We start from the raw sequence: 17,047 nt of genomic DNA, 5'->3' as shown, positions 1-17,047 counted from the left end.
GCGCCTGCGCGGCCCGGGGAAGGTGTGGATTCGTGCGATTCGTGTGGGCCGTCGTGGCATTCGTGCTGGCGGCCGTGATGATCGGTGCGGGGATCGCCCAGCGGACGGTCTTCCAGGGACCGAGGACCGAGACCACGCAGCTCGAGGTCGAGCAGGAGGCGCCGTACACCCTCATCGACGGCGCCGTGCTCAACCGCCTCCCCGGATCCCAGACCCTGCGCGCGCAGGCGGACGGCACGATCTTCGTGTCGTACGGCCGGACGGCCGACCTCAAGGCGTGGCTGTCCGACTCGACCTACAACGAGGTCGCGCTCGACGACGAGGGTGCGGCCGTGTCGACCTTCGTCGAGCCCGAGCAGACGCAGCCGGCGACGGGCGCCGACGCGGGATCCGCTGATGCCGTGACGGAGCCCGGCGACGCGGAGGCGCCCCCCGCCGAGCCAGCCGCCCCCCGCAGCCCGGCCGGCTCCGACCTGTGGCTCGACGAGTTCCAGCAGGACGACCTGCTCATCGCACCCCTTCAGCTTCCCGACACGATGAGCGTCCTCGTCGCCTCGGACGGGGTCGCCCCCGCGCCTCGGACGATCTCCGTGTCGTGGCCGATCGCGAACTCGACGCCGTGGGCGGGTCCGCTCATCGTGGGCGGCGGCATCCTCATGGCGATCGGCGTCTTCCTGTACTTCCTCGGCATCCGGCACGTCCGCCGCTCGCGCGGTCCGCGCCGCAAGGGCCTGCCGATGCCCGTGACCGAGCCGATCGATCTCGCGGTCGAGAGCGAGGACAAGGGCGTCATCACGTCTACGCCGCGGACCCGGCGTGCGATCTCGGGCCGGCGCGCGTTCGTCGCGGTCCCCGCGGTCGCGGTGTCGGCGCTCCTGTTCACGGGCTGCACGGCCGACGCGTGGCCCACGCTCGCCCCCACGGCCACGCCGACTCCGACCGCGAGCCTCATCGTGCCGGAGGGTCAGCAGCAGCCCGCGGTCACGGAGGCGCAGGCGGAGCGGATCCTGTCGCGCATCTCCGCGACGGTCGAGGAGGCCGACACCAACCTCGACGAGGCGCTCGCGGCGACGCGGCTCGACGGAGCGGTGCTCGCCGAGCGCACGACCAACTACACGCTGCGCGGCGCGATCCCGGATCAGGCGCCGCTCGAGAAGATCCCCGCGAAGCCGCTCGAGATCACCCTCCCGCAGGCGCAGGACGCGTGGCCGCGCACCGTCATGACGGTCGTCACCGACGCCGCCGACAAGTCCGCGAGCATCATGTACCTGACGCAGCAGGACGCGTGGTCGCCGTACAAGCTCACCTACCTGTCGAGCCTCGAGGCCGCGACCGAGATGCCCGACCTCGCACCGGCCTGGATCGGAGCGCCGCTCGTCCCGCCGGACCTCTCGTTCCTGCTGATGCCGCCCGACGAGGTCGCCGCGGCGTACTCCGACATCCTGAACAACGGCGACGACAGCGAGTTCGCCGGCATGTTCGAGGCGGAGGGCGACCAGTTCCGCGCAAGCGTCACGACCGACCGGCAGGCGCGCCTCGACGAGTTCAACAAGACCGGGTCGACGACGGGCAGCCTCACGTTCGGATCCGCCCCTGGCGCGTTCGCGCCGATCGCCCTCGCGACCGTGGAGAGCGGTGCGATCGTCGCGGTGAACCTGAACGAGACCGACACCGTGAAGCCCACGCAGGCCGAGGCCGTCATCAAGCTCACCAACAACGCGACCGTCAAGACGCTCGCCGGCGTCGAGCAGTCCTCGACGGGGTTCACGACGACCTTCAGCGACCAGCTGTTCTTCTACGTGCCCGCCCAGGGCTCGACCGAGAAGATCCGGCTGCTCGGCTACGCCTCCAACATCCTCGACGCGAAGGTGATCAAGTGAGCGACGCCTCCCTGGGGGCCGCACTGCGCGGCGCCGTTGACCTGTCCTCCCTGCGGAATCGTCCCGTGCAGACGGCGACGACGGCCGCACCCACGGCATCCTCCGGCGCCGCACCCTCCCTCGTCTTCGACGCGACCGACGAGACGTTCGGTCAGGTGCTCGAGCTGTCGCGCACCGTGCCGGTGGTCGTCGACCTGTGGGCCGAGTGGTGCGGGCCCTGCAAGCAGCTGAGCCCCATCCTCGAGCGCGTCGTGATCGAGCTGGGCGGGCGCCTCGTCCTTGCGAAGGTGGATGTCGACGCCAACCCCCAGCTCGCGCAGGGCTTCCGCGCGCAGTCCATCCCCATGGTCGTGGCGCTCGTCGCGGGGCAGCCCGTCCCGCTGTTCACGGGCGCCGTTCCGGAGCAGCAGGTGCGCGAGGTCTTCGCGCAGCTCCTCCAGCTCGCCGCCCAGCACGGCGTCACAGGCACGATCGCCGTCGACGGAGACGGAGACGGAGAGGCCGAGGCCGACGGCACGGAGCCGCCGCTTCCTCCGCTGCACGCGGAGGCGTTCGACGCGATCGAGGCGGGCGACTACGCCCGCGCGGCGGCGGCGTACGAGAAGGCTCTCGCGGAGAATCCGCGGGATGCCGAGGCCCGCGCGGGGCTCGGCCAGGTGCGCCTCCTGGCCCGTGTGCAGGATGCCGATCTGCAGGCGGCGCGCGCCGCCGCGGCGGCGAACCCCGCCGACATCGACGCACAGTTCACGGTCGCCGACCTCGATCTGTCGGGCGGACACGTCGACGACGCGTTCGGGCGGCTCCTCGAGCTGTTCGCGATGCTCCCCGCCGACGAGCGGCCGCGCGTGCGGGAGCGTCTCCTCGAGCTCTTCGGCCTCGTGGGCGACGCCGACCCGCGTGTCATCCGGGCGCGCGGCCGCCTCGCGAGCCTGCTGTTCTGACGCGCTGCCCGTCGGGGCGGTGAGCCCGGCACAGCCGCCGAGGCCACTCCGCCGAGGAGGCTCCGGCCGCGTGTCTCAGCCCTGCGTGGGCGACGGAACGTGCGCCTCGGGGTCGTGGCGCAGCCACAGCACGCCGAGCGGCGGCAGCACCATCGACGCGCGCTTGTCGCCCGACGCGTGGACGACGCCGAGGTTGCCGACACCCGAGCCGCCATAGACCTGCGCGTCTGAGTTGAGCACTTCGTGCCACACGCCCGCCTCCGGCATGTCGAGCTCGAAGCCGTGGATCGGAACGCCCGAGAAGTTGCACACGACGACCACGGAGTTGCCGTGCCAGTCGCGCCGGGCGAACGCGACGACGTTGGGGTTCCACGTCGGCGCGCCCAGGCGCGTGAACGCGGCGCCGTCGCTGTCACGCGCCCACAGCGCGGAGTGCGTGCGGTAGGTGCGGTTGAGCTGTGCCACGAACTCGTGGAGCTGCCTGTGCGAGGGCTGGTCGAGCATCCACCAGTCCAGGCCGCGGCCCTCCGACCACTCCGACATCTGGCCGAACTCCTGCCCCATGAACAGGAGCTGCTTGCCCGGATGCCCCCACATGAACGCGAGGAACGCGCGCAGGTTGGCGAGCTTCTGCCAGTGGTCGCCGGGCATCCGCGCGAAGAGCGAGCCCTTGCCGTGCACGACCTCGTCGTGGCTGATCGGGAGGATGAAGTTCTCGCTGAACGCGTATACGAACGAGAACGACAGCTCGCCCTCGTGGTGCGAGCGGTACATGGGATCGCGCTTGATGTACTGCAGCGAGTCGTTCATCCACCCCATGTTCCACTTGAACCCGAAGCCGAGACCCGCCCGGTTCGTGGGGGCCGTGACGCCGGGGAAGCTCGTCGACTCCTCGGCGATCATCGCGATGCCGGGGTAGCGCTTGTAGGACGTCGCGCTGACCTCCTGCAGGAACGAGATCGCCTCGAGGTTCTCGCGTCCGCCGTGGATGTTGGGGACCCACTCGCCGTCCTCGCGGGAGTAGTCGAGGTAGAGCATGGAGGCCACGGCATCCACCCGCAGGCCGTCGACGTGGAACTCCTCGTACCAGTAGAGCGCGTTCGCGACGAGGAAGTTGCGGACCTCCCGGCGGCCGTAGTCGAAGATGTACGTGCCCCAGTCGCGGTGCTCGCCCCGGCGCGGATCGCCGTGCTCGTACAGCGGTCCGCCGTCGAACCGGGCGAGGCCGAAGTCGTCCTTCGGGAAGTGACCCGGCACCCAGTCCATGATCACGCCGATGCCCGCCTGGTGCAGGCGGTCGATGAGGTAGCGCAGGTCGTCCGGGTGGCCGAAGCGGCTCGTGGGGGAGTAGTACCCCGTGACCTGGTATCCCCACGATCCGCCGAAAGGATGCTCGGCGAGCGGCAGGAACTCGATGTGCGTGAAGCCCTGCGCCGTGACGTACTCGATGAGGGCATCGGCGGCGTCCCGGTACGAGAGGCCCGGCCGCCACGACCCGAGATGGACCTCGTAGACCGACATCGGCTGCGACACCGGCTGACTCGACGCGCGCCGCGCCATCCAGTCGCCGTCGTTCCACACGTACGAGGACTCCGTGACGACGGATGCCGTCGCCGGCGGCACCTCGGCGAACCGCGCCATCGGGTCGGCCTTGAGGATCCAGTCTCCGCGCTTGGTGAGGATCTCGAACTTGTACGTCGTTCCGGCTCCGAGCCCGGGGACGAACAGGTCCCACACGCCGCTCGCGCCGAGCGAGCGCATCGCGTGGCCCTGCCCGTCCCACCCGTTGAAGTCGCCGACGATCCGGACGGCGCGCGCGTTGGGCGCCCACACCGCGAACGCCGTGCCGCGCGACCCGTCGTGCTCGCGGACGTGGGCGCCGAGGTGCCGCCACAGCTGCTCGTCCCGGCCCTCGCGGATGAGGTGCAGATCGAGCTCGCCCAGCACGGGGAGGTGGCGATACGGATCGTCGGTCGTGAAGTCCGGTCCGTTCGCGTACGTCGTCACGAGCTCGTAGGGGAGGAGGTCGCCGCCGCGGGTGCCCTCCCAGATGCCCGAGCGCACGTGCTCGAGCGGGACGCGCGTGCCGTCGCTGAAGACGGCGGTGACGCTCTTCGCGAGCGGGCGACGCGCCCGGACCGTCCACTCTGCGGCGCCCTCGGCATCCATCCCCGGGTGGATGCCCAGCACGTCGTGCGGGGCGAAGTAGGACCCCGAGGCGACGGCGTCGAGCAGGCGGGCGTCGGGCGTGGTCATCGGGTCTTCCTTACGTGGAGGATGTGGACGGGCTCGGCGAAGGCGTCGAGCCGCACGAAGTTGTGATCGGACCACGTCCAGTGCTGGTTCGTGAGCAGCTCCTCGACCTCGAACGCATCCCCGGGGTCGACGCCCCAGATGCGCGTGTCGAGGTGGATCATCGTCTGGCGGACCGAGTGCGGGTCGACGTTCGCGACGACGATGATGGTGTCAGCCGCGCCCGTCGGCGAGAGAGCCGCATCGAGGTGCTTCGAGTACACGAGTATCGCGTCGTCGTCGCTCCAATGGGCCGACCAGTTGCGCAGCTGGCGCAGCGCGGGATGGGCGGCCCTGATCTCGTTGAGGCGCGTGAGGTATGGCGCGAGCGAGTCGCCGTGGGCCTCGGCGCCCGCCCAGTCGCGGAACTTGTACTCGTACTTCTCGTTGTCGAGGTTCTCCTCGGACCCGGGTCGGGCGACGTTCTCGTACAGCTCGTACCCCGCGTACACGCCGTAGAGGGGTGCGGATGTCGCGGCGACCGCCGCGCGGATCTTGTACGCGGGCCGCCCGCCGAACTGCAGGTACTCGGTGAGGATGTCGGGCGTGTTGACGAACAGGTTCGGACGCATGAAGTCGGCCGTGTCGTTGGCGACAGAGCCGAGGAACTCCTCCAGCTCCTGCTTCGTGTTGCGCCACGTGAAGTACGAGTAGCTCTGCTGGTAGCCGGCGATCGCGAGGGCGCGCATGGGCGACGGGCGCGTGAACGCCTCGGCGAGGAAGACGACATCGGGATGCTCCGCATTGACCGTCGCGATGAGCCACTCCCAGAACTGGAGGGGCTTGGTGTGCGGGTTGTCGACGCGGAAGATCTTCACGCCCTGCGCGATCCAGTGCCGTACGATCCGCAGGACCTCCGCCTTGATGCCCTCCGGATCGTTGTCGAAGTTGATCGGATAGATGTCCTGGTACTTCTTCGGCGGGTTCTCCGCGTACGCGATCGATCCGTCCGGGAGCGTCGTGAACCACTCCGGGTGCTCGGCGACCCACGGATGATCGGGCGCCGCCTGCAGGGCGAGGTCGAGGGCGACCTCGATGCCCTCCGCCTTCGCGGCCCGCACGAACGCGCGGAAGTCGGCGAGCGTGCCGAGGTCGGGGTGGACCGTGTCGTGTCCGCCCTCCGCGGCGCCGATGGCCCACGGCGAGCCAGGGTCGCCCGGCTGCGGGTCGAGCGTGTTGTTGCGTCCCTTGCGGTTGATGCGGCCGATGGGGTGGATGGGCGGCAGATACAGGACCTGGAAGCCCATCGCCGCCACGGCGGGAAGGCGCCGGACGGCGGAGCGGAACGTGCCGCTCTTCACCGTGCCGTCCTTGAAGCGGCGCGCCCCCTCGGAACGCGGGAAGAACTCGTACCAGGCGCCGACACCCGCGAGCTCCCGCTCGACGAGCAGCTCGCGCTCGTCGCCGATCGTGACGAGCGACATGAGGGGTCGTGCGGCGAAGTACGCGGCGATCGCCGGGTCGCGGACCGTGTCGAGGGCGCCCGCGTCGGGGATCGCGGCATCCCGGAGCCGCTCGGCGGCGCTCGCCAGCGCGCGGCGCTCGCCGACGGGGCGCCATCTCTCCGCGACCGCGCGGTCGAACAGGCGCGCCCCCAGCTCGCGCATGAGGTCGGCGTCCACGCCCGCGGCGATCTTGACGTCGGCCGCATGCTCCCACGTGGCGAAGTCGTCGGCGAATCCCTCGAACCGGAACCGCCACACGCCCTCCTCGAGCGGCGCGACGAGGGCGGACCACGTGTCGAAGCCGTCGTGGAGCGGTGCGAGGCGATGCAGCGACTCGTCACCGGACGGTGAGAAGAGCCGCACGTGCACGCCGATGATGTCGTGGCCCTCGCGGAAGGCCGTGACACGGAACGGGACGACCTCGCCCGCGAACGCCTTGGGTCGGAATCGCCCGTCCGGGACCGACGGCGCGGGCGCCGTCAGCGGGATCCGTCCCATCACGGTCGAACGGGTGGGCTGCCAGGCGGACGCCGGACGGACGGGGATCGAGGTGGCGCTCCGCCAGGATCCGGAGCGCGCGGTGCGCGACGTCGTGACCACGGTTCGAACCTACCTTGCGCTCGGAAGGGATGTCAGGGATCGGCATCGCCGGGAACTGCTCAAGCGCTCACTCCATCCGGAACAGGTGCATCGACGTCGCGACGATCGGGAGCACGTCGCCGGGCTCGTAGACGGCGTGCTCGTCGCTGGGCCGCTCGTCGGCGCTCGACCAGAGCGCGACATAGCGGGTGATCCCGTCGATGACGGGGAGCGTCACATCGATGGGCCGCTCGTTGCCGTGGATGATGAGGAGGATCCTGTTGGGCGCCTCCTGCTCGGGCGTCGACGCGGCGTCGTACTGGAGCGTCCGGTGCGCGGGGTTGGTCCAGCGCTCGATCGACATCGTCTCGCCGTGCTCGTCGTACCAGTCGATGACGGATGCGCTCGGCACGACCTTCTTGTCGTGCGCGAACCGCTTGGGACGCAGCGCGGGATTCTCCCGGCGCAGCTGCAGGAGCCGCTGGACGTGCGCGAACAGGTCCTCCTGCCAGGGCGCATGCTCCCACGAGATCCACGTGAGAGGCGAGTCGTGGCAATAGGCGTTGTTGTTGCCCCGCTGCGTGCGGCCGTACTCATCGCCCGCGGTCAGCATCGGGATGCCGGCCGACAGCAGCAGCGTGCCGAGGAGATTGCGCATCGCCTTGCGGCGGGTCGCGAGGATCGTCGTGTCGTCGGTGGGCCCCTCCGCGCCGTGATTGAAGGAGCGATTGGTGTCGGCGCCGTCGCGGTTCTGCTCGCCGTTGCCCATGTTGTGCTTGACGTCGTACGAGACGAGGTCGCGCAGCGTGAAGCCGTCGTGCGCGGTCACGAAGTTGATGCTCGCGAGCGGGCCGCGCTCGTCGCTGAACGTGTTCGAGGAGCCGGCGAGCCGCGTCGCGAAGCCGCCGACGCCGACCGGCGCGGTCGACGCGCGACGCGCGTAGTCGACGTCGCTGAGCCAGAAGTTGCGGACGCGGTCGCGGTACCGGTCGTTCCACTCGTGCCAGCCGGGTCCGAAGTTGCCCGTCTGCCAGCCTCCCATCCCGACGTCCCACGGCTCGGCGATCTTCTTGACGCCGGCGAGCGCGGGATCGTTCAGGATCGCCTGCAGCAGAGGATGATCCGGCGAGAAGTCGTGGTTCCCATCGCGACCGAGGGTCGTGGCGAGGTCGAAGCGGAAGCCGTCGACCTGCACGTCGTCGGCCCAGTACCGAAGCGAGTCGAGCACGAGGCGGGCCGCGGCATCCGTCGACGTGTCGACCGAGTTGCCGCACCCCGTGACGTCGATGTATGCGCCGTCGTCGTGCTGACGGTAGTAGGCGCGGTTGTCGAGACCGCGCAGGCTCGTGCGGGGGCCGCCCAGCGCCTCCTCGGACGTGTGGTTGTAGACGACGTCGAGGATGACCTCGAGCCCGGCCTCGTGGAGGAGCCTCACCATCCCCTTGAACTCGCGGAGGATCGCCTCGGGGCCGGCCATGCGGCTCGCGTCCGTCGCGTAGGCGGCGTGGGGCGTGAAGAAGTTGAGGGTGTTGTATCCCCAGTAGTTCGAGAGCCCGTGCTGGAGCAGCCGGAGCTCGGACGAGAACTGGTGCACGGGGAGCAGCTCGATGCTCGTGATGCCGAGGGAGAGGAAGTGCTCGATCATGGCGGGGTGCGCGAGCCCCGCGTACGTCCCGTGCAGCGCGGGCGGCACTGCGGGATGCCGCTTGGAGAGGCCCTTGAGATGGCCCTCGTAGATCACGACCCTGTCCAGCGGCACATCCGGCTTCGTGACGCCCCCCCAATCGAACGAGCCCTCCACGACGACGGAGCGCCAGTCCTCGAAGCGCTGGGCGACGAGTCCACGCGAGTACGGCTCGAGCAGGAGGGTGCCGGGGTTGAAGGTGTTGCCCGCGCCGTGCGGGCCGTCCGCACGCACGGCGTAGCGCGTGCCGGGCCGGAGCAGCGGAGTCGTGACGGTCCAGACGCCGCCGGCCGCGGGCTCGAGCGCGACCGTGTCGACGATCCAGTCCAGGTCGGTGTCGTCGAACACGACGAGCTCGACGGACGCGGCGCGACCGGCCCACACGCGAAGAGTCCCGCCGTCGGGATGGAGCGTCACTCCCATCGAGTCGAGGTCTGAGCTGAGCAGGCCGGGAGTCGTCGCCACCGTGGCCGTGGACTGCGGGCGGGTCATGCGCTCTACAGTAGTGACGCCGTGCGTCGGAGATGTTACGTCGCCGCGGGCCCGCACGGCGCCTGCGGGGTGCGCGCGAGCCGCGCGTCCGACGCGGGACGCGCCCCGGCCGCGCCGCTGGAACGCGCGATCCGGGCCCGCCTCGGCCCACCCGCGCACCGGCGTGGGACAGTGGAGGGGTGACGGTGTACCTCGATCATGCGGCCTCGACGCCGTTGCGCCCCGAGGCGCGTGAGGCATGGCTCGCGGCATCCGAGGTCGTCGGCAACGCGTCGTCGATCCACGGATCCGGCCAGCGGTCGCGACGGGTCCTGGAAGACGCGCGCGAACGGCTCGCCGCCGTGCTCGACTGCGATCCGATCGAGATCGTGCTCACGTCGGGCGGGACGGAATCGGCGAACCTCGCGCTGAAAGGGCTGTGGTGGGCCCGCGAGGAGGGGCGGGATGCCGTGATCCTGCCGGACGGCGAACACCACGCGACGCTCGACGCCGTCGAATGGCTGCGCTCGCACGAGGGAGCGCGGATCGTGCCGGTCGGACTGGATGCCGTCGGCCGGATCCCGTCGGAGGCGTTCGCGGCGGCTCTCCCCGGCGCCGCTCTCGCGACCGCGCTGATCGCGAACAACGAGGTCGGGACGATCAACGATGCGCGAGCGCTCGCGGACCACGCGACCGCCGCCGGCGTCGCACTCCACCTGGATGCCGTCGCGGCGTTCGGGCACGTTCCGGTGTCGTTCCGGCAGCTGCGCGGCGCGTCCGTGGGCGCGGCCGGCCTGGCCGCGCTCGCCGTGTCGGCCCACAAGATCGGCGGACCGGTCGGGGTCGGGGCGCTCGTGGTCTCGCGGCACGCTCGCCTGTCCGCGCTCATGCATGGCGGAGGACAGCAGCGCGGCCTGCGCTCCGGCACGCAGGACGTCGCAGGCGCCGCCGCGTTCGCCGCCGCCGCCGAGCTCGCGGTCGCCGAGCTGGAGCTCGAGCGGGCACGGCTCACGGCGCTGCGCGAACAGCTCGTGCGCGGCATCCTGTCCTCGATCCCCGAGACGGAGCTGCTGGGCGACCCCGTCGACCGGATCCCGGGCAACGCGCATGTCCTCTTCCCCCGTGCGGCGGGCGAGACGCTGCTCTTCCTCCTCGATCAGGCGGGCATCGCCGTCTCGACGGGATCGGCATGCCAGGCGGGCGTCCCCGAGCCGTCGCACGTCGTGCTGGCGCTGGGGCGGACGGATGCCGAGGCCCGCCAGGTGCTCAGGATCACGCTGGGCCGCACGTCGACGGAGGCCGACGTCGACGCCCTGCTCGCGGCGATGCCTGCGGCGGTCGAGCGGGCACGCGCCGCGTCCGCGCTGGCGTGAGCGCACCCACGGTCCCCGGCGGGCGCCTCGCGATCGACCCGCGGACGGTGACAGCTGTCGCGCGGGGTCGGGCGGAGCGCGCTCCCAGACCCCGCTCGTAGACTGGACCCATGCGGATCCTGGCGGCCATGAGCGGCGGTGTCGACTCCGCCGTGGCGGCCGCGAGGGCCGTCGAGGCGGGGCACGAGGTCGTCGGCGTGCACCTCGCGCTCTCCCGCGCGGGCGGCACGCTGCGCACGGGCAGCCGCGGTTGCTGCACGATCGAGGATGCGATGGACGCGCGCCGCGCGGCGGACAGGCTCGGCATCCCCTTCTATGTGTGGGACTTCTCGGAGCGCTTCCGCGACGACGTCATCGAGGACTTCGTCGCCGAGTACCGCGCGGGCCGCACGCCCAACCCCTGCATGCGCTGCAACGAGAGGATCAAGTTCGCCGCGCTCCTCGAGCGGGCGATCGAGCTCGGGTTCGACGCCGTGTGCACGGGACACTATGCGACGCTCGTCGACGGCCCGCGCGGGCGAGAGCTGCACCGCGCGTCGGATGCCGCGAAGGACCAGTCCTACGTGCTCGGCGTGCTCACCGCCGAGCAGCTCGCGCACACGTACTTCCCGCTCGGGTCGACGCCGTCGAAGGCCGTCGTCCGCGCGGAGGCCGAGGCGCGCGGGCTCACGGTCGCGCACAAGCCCGACAGCCACGACATCTGCTTCATCCCCGACGGCGACACGCGCGGCTGGCTCGCCGACCGTGTCGGCGCGGCGCGCGGCGACATCCTCGACCGCTCGGGTGCCATCGTCGGCGGCCACGACGGCGCGCACGCGTTCACGGTCGGTCAGCGGCGCGGACTTCAGCTCGGAGTGCCCGCGCCCGACGGCAGGCCCCGCTTCGTGCTCGAGGTGCGCCCCGTCTCGAACACCGTGGTCGTCGGCCCGAAGGAGGCCCTCGCGACGGCCGAGATCGCGGGCGAGCGGTTCTCGTGGGCGGGCCGCCCCGAGGCCGCCGACGCGTTCGACTGCGACGTGCAGATCCGCGCGCACGCCGAGCCCGTGCCGGCCCGCGCGGTGCTCGCCGACGGGCTCCTGACCGTCACTCCCGTCGAGCCGTTCGACGGTGTGGCGCCTGGTCAGACGGCCGTGCTGTACGACGGCACGCGGGTCATCGGGCAGTTCACGATCGATCGCACGGTCTCGGCGGTGCCGGTCGGCGCCTGATCTGCTCGCCTCCTCCACAAGGACGGCATCGCAGCGGCGGCTGCACAGCCGCTGGGGTCGGCTCCGCAGCCGATCGATCTGCCGGTCTACGTTGGCTCGACCCCACTCACAAGGAGGCCGAGAGCCATGACCACGATCGACCCCCGAGCACGCCGCAGCACGGACGCCGAGCCCGCACCCGCGCATCGCCGACGATCACGGCTGGCGGCCGTCGTCACGGGAGCGGCCCTGTGCCTCGCCGTCTGCGCGACGGCCGGGGTGTCGAACGCCGCCTCCGGAAGCGCCGCCGATCGCGTGATCGAGGTCACGGGCCGGGAGCCCGTGTCGATCGAGAGCGGTGTGGTGCGCGGCGCCTGCTTCACCTACTCGCTTCCCGACGTCGGCGCGACGTGGCAGGTCGTCGACGAGTCGCGAGGATGCAGCACCTCGGTCGTGCCGGAGGGCGGAGACCTCCTCGTGCAGTTCTTCGTCCGCGCCCGCGCCGGAGGCGGGACTCCTCGCGACCACGCCGATCAGATCCTCGCGGCAGCGGATCCCGAATCGGTCGTCGAGACGCGGACCGTTCGACTCGGCGGCCGTGACGTCGTGCGGATCGTGCAGGATCTCGACGCCCTGCGGATCGCCACCTATCTCGTGCAGCTGGATCGCCCGGTGATGCTGAAGGGGCAGTCGGTCGCCGTCGTCGACATCGGAGCCCCCTACAGCCCGTGGCACGAGCGCGTCGTCCAACGGGTGATCGCCTCGCTCGGAGCGCCCGACGGGACAGCGGGCGATGTCCAGCCCCCCTCCTAGACTGGCGGGGTGACGGATGCCGAGGCCCACGAACTTCCCGATCTGACGCTCGACGAGGCGCGCGCACAGGCGCAGAGCCTGACCGAGCAGATCCTCGAGGCGCGCGACGCCTACTACGGTCGCGACACGCTCATCGTCGACGACGCGACGTACGACGAGTGGATGCACCGGCTCGAGGCCATCGAGCGACTGCACCCCGAGCTGCAGGGGCAGGACTCGCCGACGCTGACCGTCGGCGCCGCCGAGAGCTCGCTTTTCGCGCCGGTCGAGCACGCCGAGCGCATGCTGAGCCTCGACAACGTGTTCAGCGACGAGGAGTTCCTCGCGTGGGCCGCGAGGGTAGAGCGCGACGCCGGCCGCCCTGTGCACTATCTCTGCGAGCTGAAGATCGACGGCCTTGCGCTGTCGCTGCGGTACGAGCACGGACGCCTCACGAGTGCCGCGACACGTGGCGACGGCCGCGTCGGCGAAGACGTCACCGACAACGTCCGGCGCATCCGCGGCATCCCGCACGTGCTCGAGGGAGAGGGGCATCCCGACCTCGTCGAGGTGCGTGGAGAGGTCTTCTTCACGGTGGCCGACTTCGAGTCGCTCAACGCGTACCAGGAGGCGATGGGAGACAGGCTCTTCGCGAATCCGCGGAACGCGGCATCCGGCTCGCTCCGCCAGAAGACCGAGGGCAAGAACGAGAGGCAGCTGCAGGCCGTGCACGAGCGGCTGTCACGGCTTCGGCTCACGGTGCACGGCATCGGCGCGTGGCCCAACCCGCCCGTCGCGACACAGAGCGAGGTGTACGGGCTCCTGCGATCGTGGGGGCTGCCGACCAGCCCGTACTTCCGCGTCGCCGAGTCGGCGCAGGGCGCCGACGACTTCATCCGGCACTACGGCGAGCACCGGCATGCCGTCGAGCACGAGATCGACGGCATCGTCGTCAAGGTCGACGAGCTCGCTCTGCACGACGAGCTCGGCGCGACGAGCCGAGCACCACGGTGGGCGATCGCGTACAAGTACCCCCCCGAGCAGGTCAACACGAAGCTGCTCGACATCGTCGTGTCGGTCGGCCGCACAGGCCGGGCGACGCCGTTCGCGGTGATGGAGCCGGCGCGCGTCGCGGGCTCGGTCGTGCGCCAGGCGACGCTGCACAACCAGGACGTCGTCAAAGCGAAGGGCGTGCTCATCGGCGACACCGTCGTGCTGCGCAAGGCGGGCGACGTCATCCCCGAGGTGCTCGGGCCCGTCGTCGAGCTGCGCGACGGCACCGAGCGCGAGTTCGTCATGCCTGAGCTGTGCCCCGAGTGCGGATCGCGGCTCGCACCCGCGAAGGAGGGCGACATCGATCTGCGCTGCCCCAATGCGCGGTCGTGCCCCGCGCAGGTGCGCGGGCGCGTCGAGCACATCGGATCACGCGGCGCGCTCGACATCGAGGGGCTCGGCGAGGTGTCGGCCGCGGCGCTCACGCAGCCCGTCCGTCCCGAGACACCGCCCCTCGTGACGGAGGCCGGCCTGTTCGATCTGCGGGCGCAAGACCTCTTCGGCATCGACGTCGTCGTGCGGGATGCCGAGACGGGCCTTCCGCGGCTGCTCGACGACGGCACGCCAGACACCCGCTCGCCGTTCCGGCGCCAGCGCAAGGCACCGCTTCCCGGGCGCGAGGCGACGGCATCCCGACCCGACCCGCGGCACGACCCCGACGGCCCCTTCGACGGCGACGACGACTTCATCCTGTCCGCCGTGGCGACCGAGCTGCTGGCGAACCTCGAGGCGGCCAAGACGAAGGAGCTCTGGCGCTTCCTCGTCGCGCTGAACATCCGCCACGTCGGACCGGTCGCCGCGCGCGCCCTCGCGCAGTGGTTCGGGTCCGTCTCGGCGATCCGCGCAGCGTCCCGCGACGACCTCGCGTCGGTCGAGGGCGTGGGCGGCATCATCGCGGACTCCCTGCTCGACTGGTTCGAGGTCGACTGGCACCGCGAGATCGTCGAGCGGTGGGAGGCCGCCGGCGCCCGGCTGGCCACGCCCGGGCATCCCGGTCCCGGCGCGTCGGTCGCCGAGGGCGGCGTCCTCGAGGGGATCACGGTCGTCGCGACGGGCTCGCTCGAGGGGTTCAGCCGCGAGGGAGCGCAGGAGGCGATCATCAAGGCCGGCGGCAAGGCGGCGTCGAGCGTCTCGAAGAAGACCGACTTCGTCGCCGCCGGCCCGGGCGCAGGCTCCAAGCTCGCGAAGGCCGAGGAGCTCGGAGTGCGCATCATCGACGCAGCGCAGTTCAGGATCCTGGTCGAGCAGGGACCGAGCGCACTCGACGCACTCGCCCCCGATGCGGGATGATCAGGGCATGGGCGACACGACGAGGCAGTGGATCTACCGCATCGTGCCGGCGCGCCCCGGGATGCCGGCAGATCCGACTCCCGAGGAGGTCGCTCTCGCTCAGGCGCACTTCGCGTACCTCGTCGAGCTGAAGGAGCGCGGCATCCTGGTGCTCGCGGGCCGCACGCAAGAGGACGACCCGGTCGGCATCGCGATCTTCGATGCGCCCGACGAGCCCGTCGCGAGGGCGCTCATGGATGCCGACCCGGCGATCGCGGGCGGACTCTTCCTCGCGACCCTGCACCCGTACAGCGTCGCCGTCGCGCGCGACTCGCTCTCGTGAGCGCTACTGCGCGGCGCCCGTCAGGTTGAGCAGCGACTCGCGCACCTGGCGGCGCAGGACCTTGCCGATGAGCGACTTGGGAAGCTCGTCGACGATGAAGACGCGTCGAGGCACCTTGTACGGCGTCAGGATGCTGCGTGCGAACTCGCGGATCCCCTCGATGTCGGGGTCGCCGGCGCCGGGCGAGAGGACGACGGCCGCGACGACCTCTTCGCCGGAGCGCTCGTTCGGAAGCCCGACGACGGCCGCGTCGTCGACCTGAGGATGCTGTCGCAGCGCGTTCTCGACCTCGGTCGGGGCGACGTTGAAGCCTCCTGTGATGATGAGCTCCTTGATGCGGTCGACGATCCGGACGAAGCCCGCGTCGTCGATCTGCACGATGTCGCCCGTGCGGAACCAGCCGTCGACGAAGACGCGCTCGGTCTCCTCGGGCTTGCCGTAGTAGCCCTGGAACACCTGCGGCCCGCGTACGACGAGCTCGCCCCGCTCGCCTGCCGGCACGTCGCGGGTCGGCTCGTCAGGGTCGACGACGCGGCACTCCGTGTCCGGCAGCGGAAGTCCGACGGTACCCGGGACGCGATGGGCCGCGACGGGGTTGGCCATCAGGACGGGTGAGCACTCGGACAGGCCGTAGCCTTCCACGAGATAGCCGCCCGTCGCCGCCTCGAACGGCACGACGAGCTCGTGGGGGAGTGCCATCGCGCCCGAGATCGCGATGCTGGTGCCCTGCAGCGAGACGCCCTTCTCCTTCGCGGCCTTCAGCAGCCGGTCGGCGATCGGTGGGACGAGCGGAAGGAAGGTCGCCGGGTGCTTCTTGGCGACCTCGAGCACCATGTCGGGGTCGAAGCGGGGGAACAGCACGAGCCGAGCGCCCATCGACATCGCGAAGGTGAGGCACAGCGTGAGCCCGTATGCGTGGAACATGGGGAGCACCGCGTACACGACGCACCCTTCGCCGCGATGGATCGACGGCACCCACGCCTGCGCCTGCTTCGCGTTCGAGAGCAGGTTCCGATGCGTGAGGGCGGCTCCCTTCGGCGTGCCCGTCGTCCCGCTCGTGTACTGGATGATCGCGAGATCGTCGGTCGCGGGCTTCGGGTGCGACGCGGGCAGCGGCTCGGCCGCGACCAGCGTCTCCCACGCGATCGTGCCCGAGACGCGCTCCGTGAGCGAGCGGCGGGCGTCGCGAGCCTTCGCGATCGGAAGCCGCAGAGCGACTCGCATGCCGAACGGCATCGCCTTCGTGACGTCGACCGAGATGACGTGCGGCACGGTGAGGTCGGCCGGGAACTCCTGCACCGAGCCCACGACCTTGCTCCAGACGATCGCGTGCTTCGCGCCGTGGTCCTCGAACTGCTTGCGCAGCTCCCGTGGCGTGTAGAGCGGGTTGTGCTCGACCACGATGGCGCCCAGTCGCAGGATCGCGTAGAAGGCGACGATGTGCTGCGGGCAGTTCGGCAGCACGATCGCGACGGGGTCGCCCGAACGCACGCCGAGAGCCTTGAGGCCCGCGGCGGCGCGCTCGATCGAGTCGAGGAGCGCGTGATACGGCGTCTCGCGGCCGAAGAACTGCAGCGCGGGGGCCTCCGGGTAGTCGCGAGCGGACGCCTCGACGATGTCGACGAGCGATCCGGAGACGGGCCCCAACTCGGCAGGGACCCCCTCGGCGTAGCTGGCGGTCCAAGGGCGAGGCGGGTCGAACGTCGTCACGCGTCCAGCCTACGCCGGGGCGAAGGGG

Annotated in this window: 11 protein-coding genes; 7 read left to right on the top strand and 4 right to left on the bottom strand. The window is 71.1% G+C overall.

Annotated features, from left to right (window positions below; genetic code table 11):
- The first annotated feature begins 32 nt into the window (after positions 1-32).
- Both FHS08_RS15315 and FHS08_RS15310 read left to right on the top strand, forming a co-directional pair.
- Entirely contained in the window at positions 33-1,880 is a 1,848-nt protein-coding gene (locus FHS08_RS15315) for a DUF8094 domain-containing protein (protein WP_167041089.1), read from the top strand.
- Entirely contained in the window at positions 1,877-2,821 is a 945-nt protein-coding gene (locus FHS08_RS15310; protein WP_167041086.1) for a tetratricopeptide repeat protein, read from the top strand. The genes FHS08_RS15315 and FHS08_RS15310 overlap by 4 nt, the downstream gene beginning before the upstream one ends.
- A gap of 75 nt (positions 2,822-2,896) precedes the next feature.
- Here FHS08_RS15310 and glgB read toward each other — a convergent pair whose 3' ends face one another.
- The 3 genes from glgB to glgX all read right to left on the bottom strand — a co-directional run bounded on the left by glgB (position 2,897) and on the right by glgX (position 9,313).
- Positions 2,897-5,077, bottom strand: a complete 2,181-nt coding sequence (glgB, locus tag FHS08_RS15305; RefSeq protein ID WP_167041056.1) for a 1,4-alpha-glucan branching protein GlgB — start codon at positions 5,075-5,077, stop codon at positions 2,897-2,899.
- Positions 5,074-7,056 carry an alpha-1,4-glucan--maltose-1-phosphate maltosyltransferase gene (locus FHS08_RS15300; RefSeq protein ID WP_167041837.1) on the bottom strand — a complete coding sequence of 661 codons (1,983 nt, stop codon included), beginning with the start codon at positions 7,054-7,056 and terminating at the stop codon, positions 5,074-5,076. The genes glgB and FHS08_RS15300 overlap by 4 nt, the downstream gene beginning before the upstream one ends.
- 169 nt (positions 7,057-7,225) lie before the next feature.
- A complete protein-coding gene (gene glgX / locus FHS08_RS15295) occupies positions 7,226-9,313 on the bottom strand; it encodes a glycogen debranching protein GlgX (protein WP_167041053.1) in 2,088 nt (695 codons plus the stop codon).
- Positions 9,314-9,492: 179 nt separating this feature from the next.
- Between glgX and FHS08_RS15290 the strand changes: the two genes are divergently transcribed.
- The 5 genes from FHS08_RS15290 to FHS08_RS15270 all read left to right on the top strand — a co-directional run bounded on the left by FHS08_RS15290 (position 9,493) and on the right by FHS08_RS15270 (position 15,309).
- Positions 9,493-10,665: an aminotransferase class V-fold PLP-dependent enzyme gene (locus FHS08_RS15290; RefSeq protein WP_167041050.1), complete on the top strand. Its 1,173-nt coding sequence runs from the start codon at positions 9,493-9,495 to the stop codon at positions 10,663-10,665.
- Positions 10,666-10,775: 110 nt separating this feature from the next.
- Positions 10,776-11,873, top strand: a complete 1,098-nt coding sequence (gene mnmA / locus FHS08_RS15285; RefSeq protein ID WP_167041047.1) for a tRNA 2-thiouridine(34) synthase MnmA — start codon at positions 10,776-10,778, stop codon at positions 11,871-11,873.
- A 126-nt stretch (positions 11,874-11,999) separates the two neighbouring features.
- Positions 12,000-12,665 (top strand): hypothetical protein, encoded by a 666-nt coding sequence (locus FHS08_RS15280; protein ID WP_167041044.1) that lies wholly within the window; start codon positions 12,000-12,002, stop codon positions 12,663-12,665.
- A 9-nt stretch (positions 12,666-12,674) separates the two neighbouring features.
- Positions 12,675-14,987, top strand: a complete 2,313-nt coding sequence (gene ligA, locus FHS08_RS15275; protein WP_167041041.1) for an NAD-dependent DNA ligase LigA — start codon at positions 12,675-12,677, stop codon at positions 14,985-14,987.
- A gap of 7 nt (positions 14,988-14,994) precedes the next feature.
- Positions 14,995-15,309, top strand: a complete 315-nt coding sequence (locus tag FHS08_RS15270) for a YciI family protein (protein WP_167041038.1) — start codon at positions 14,995-14,997, stop codon at positions 15,307-15,309.
- A 3-nt stretch (positions 15,310-15,312) separates the two neighbouring features.
- Here the strand turns inward: FHS08_RS15270 and FHS08_RS15265 are convergent, their stop codons facing one another.
- Positions 15,313-17,019, bottom strand: a complete 1,707-nt coding sequence (locus FHS08_RS15265) for a long-chain-fatty-acid--CoA ligase (RefSeq protein WP_167041035.1) — start codon at positions 17,017-17,019, stop codon at positions 15,313-15,315.
- Positions 17,020-17,047: the final 28 nt, after the last annotated feature.

It is taken from the genome of Microbacterium ulmi (genome assembly GCF_011759705.1).
GTDB classification, from domain to species: domain Bacteria; phylum Actinomycetota; class Actinomycetes; order Actinomycetales; family Microbacteriaceae; genus Microbacterium; species Microbacterium ulmi.
The sequence above is the reverse complement of the archived record's forward strand: the minus strand, read 5'-3'. Positions and strand labels throughout refer to the sequence as shown.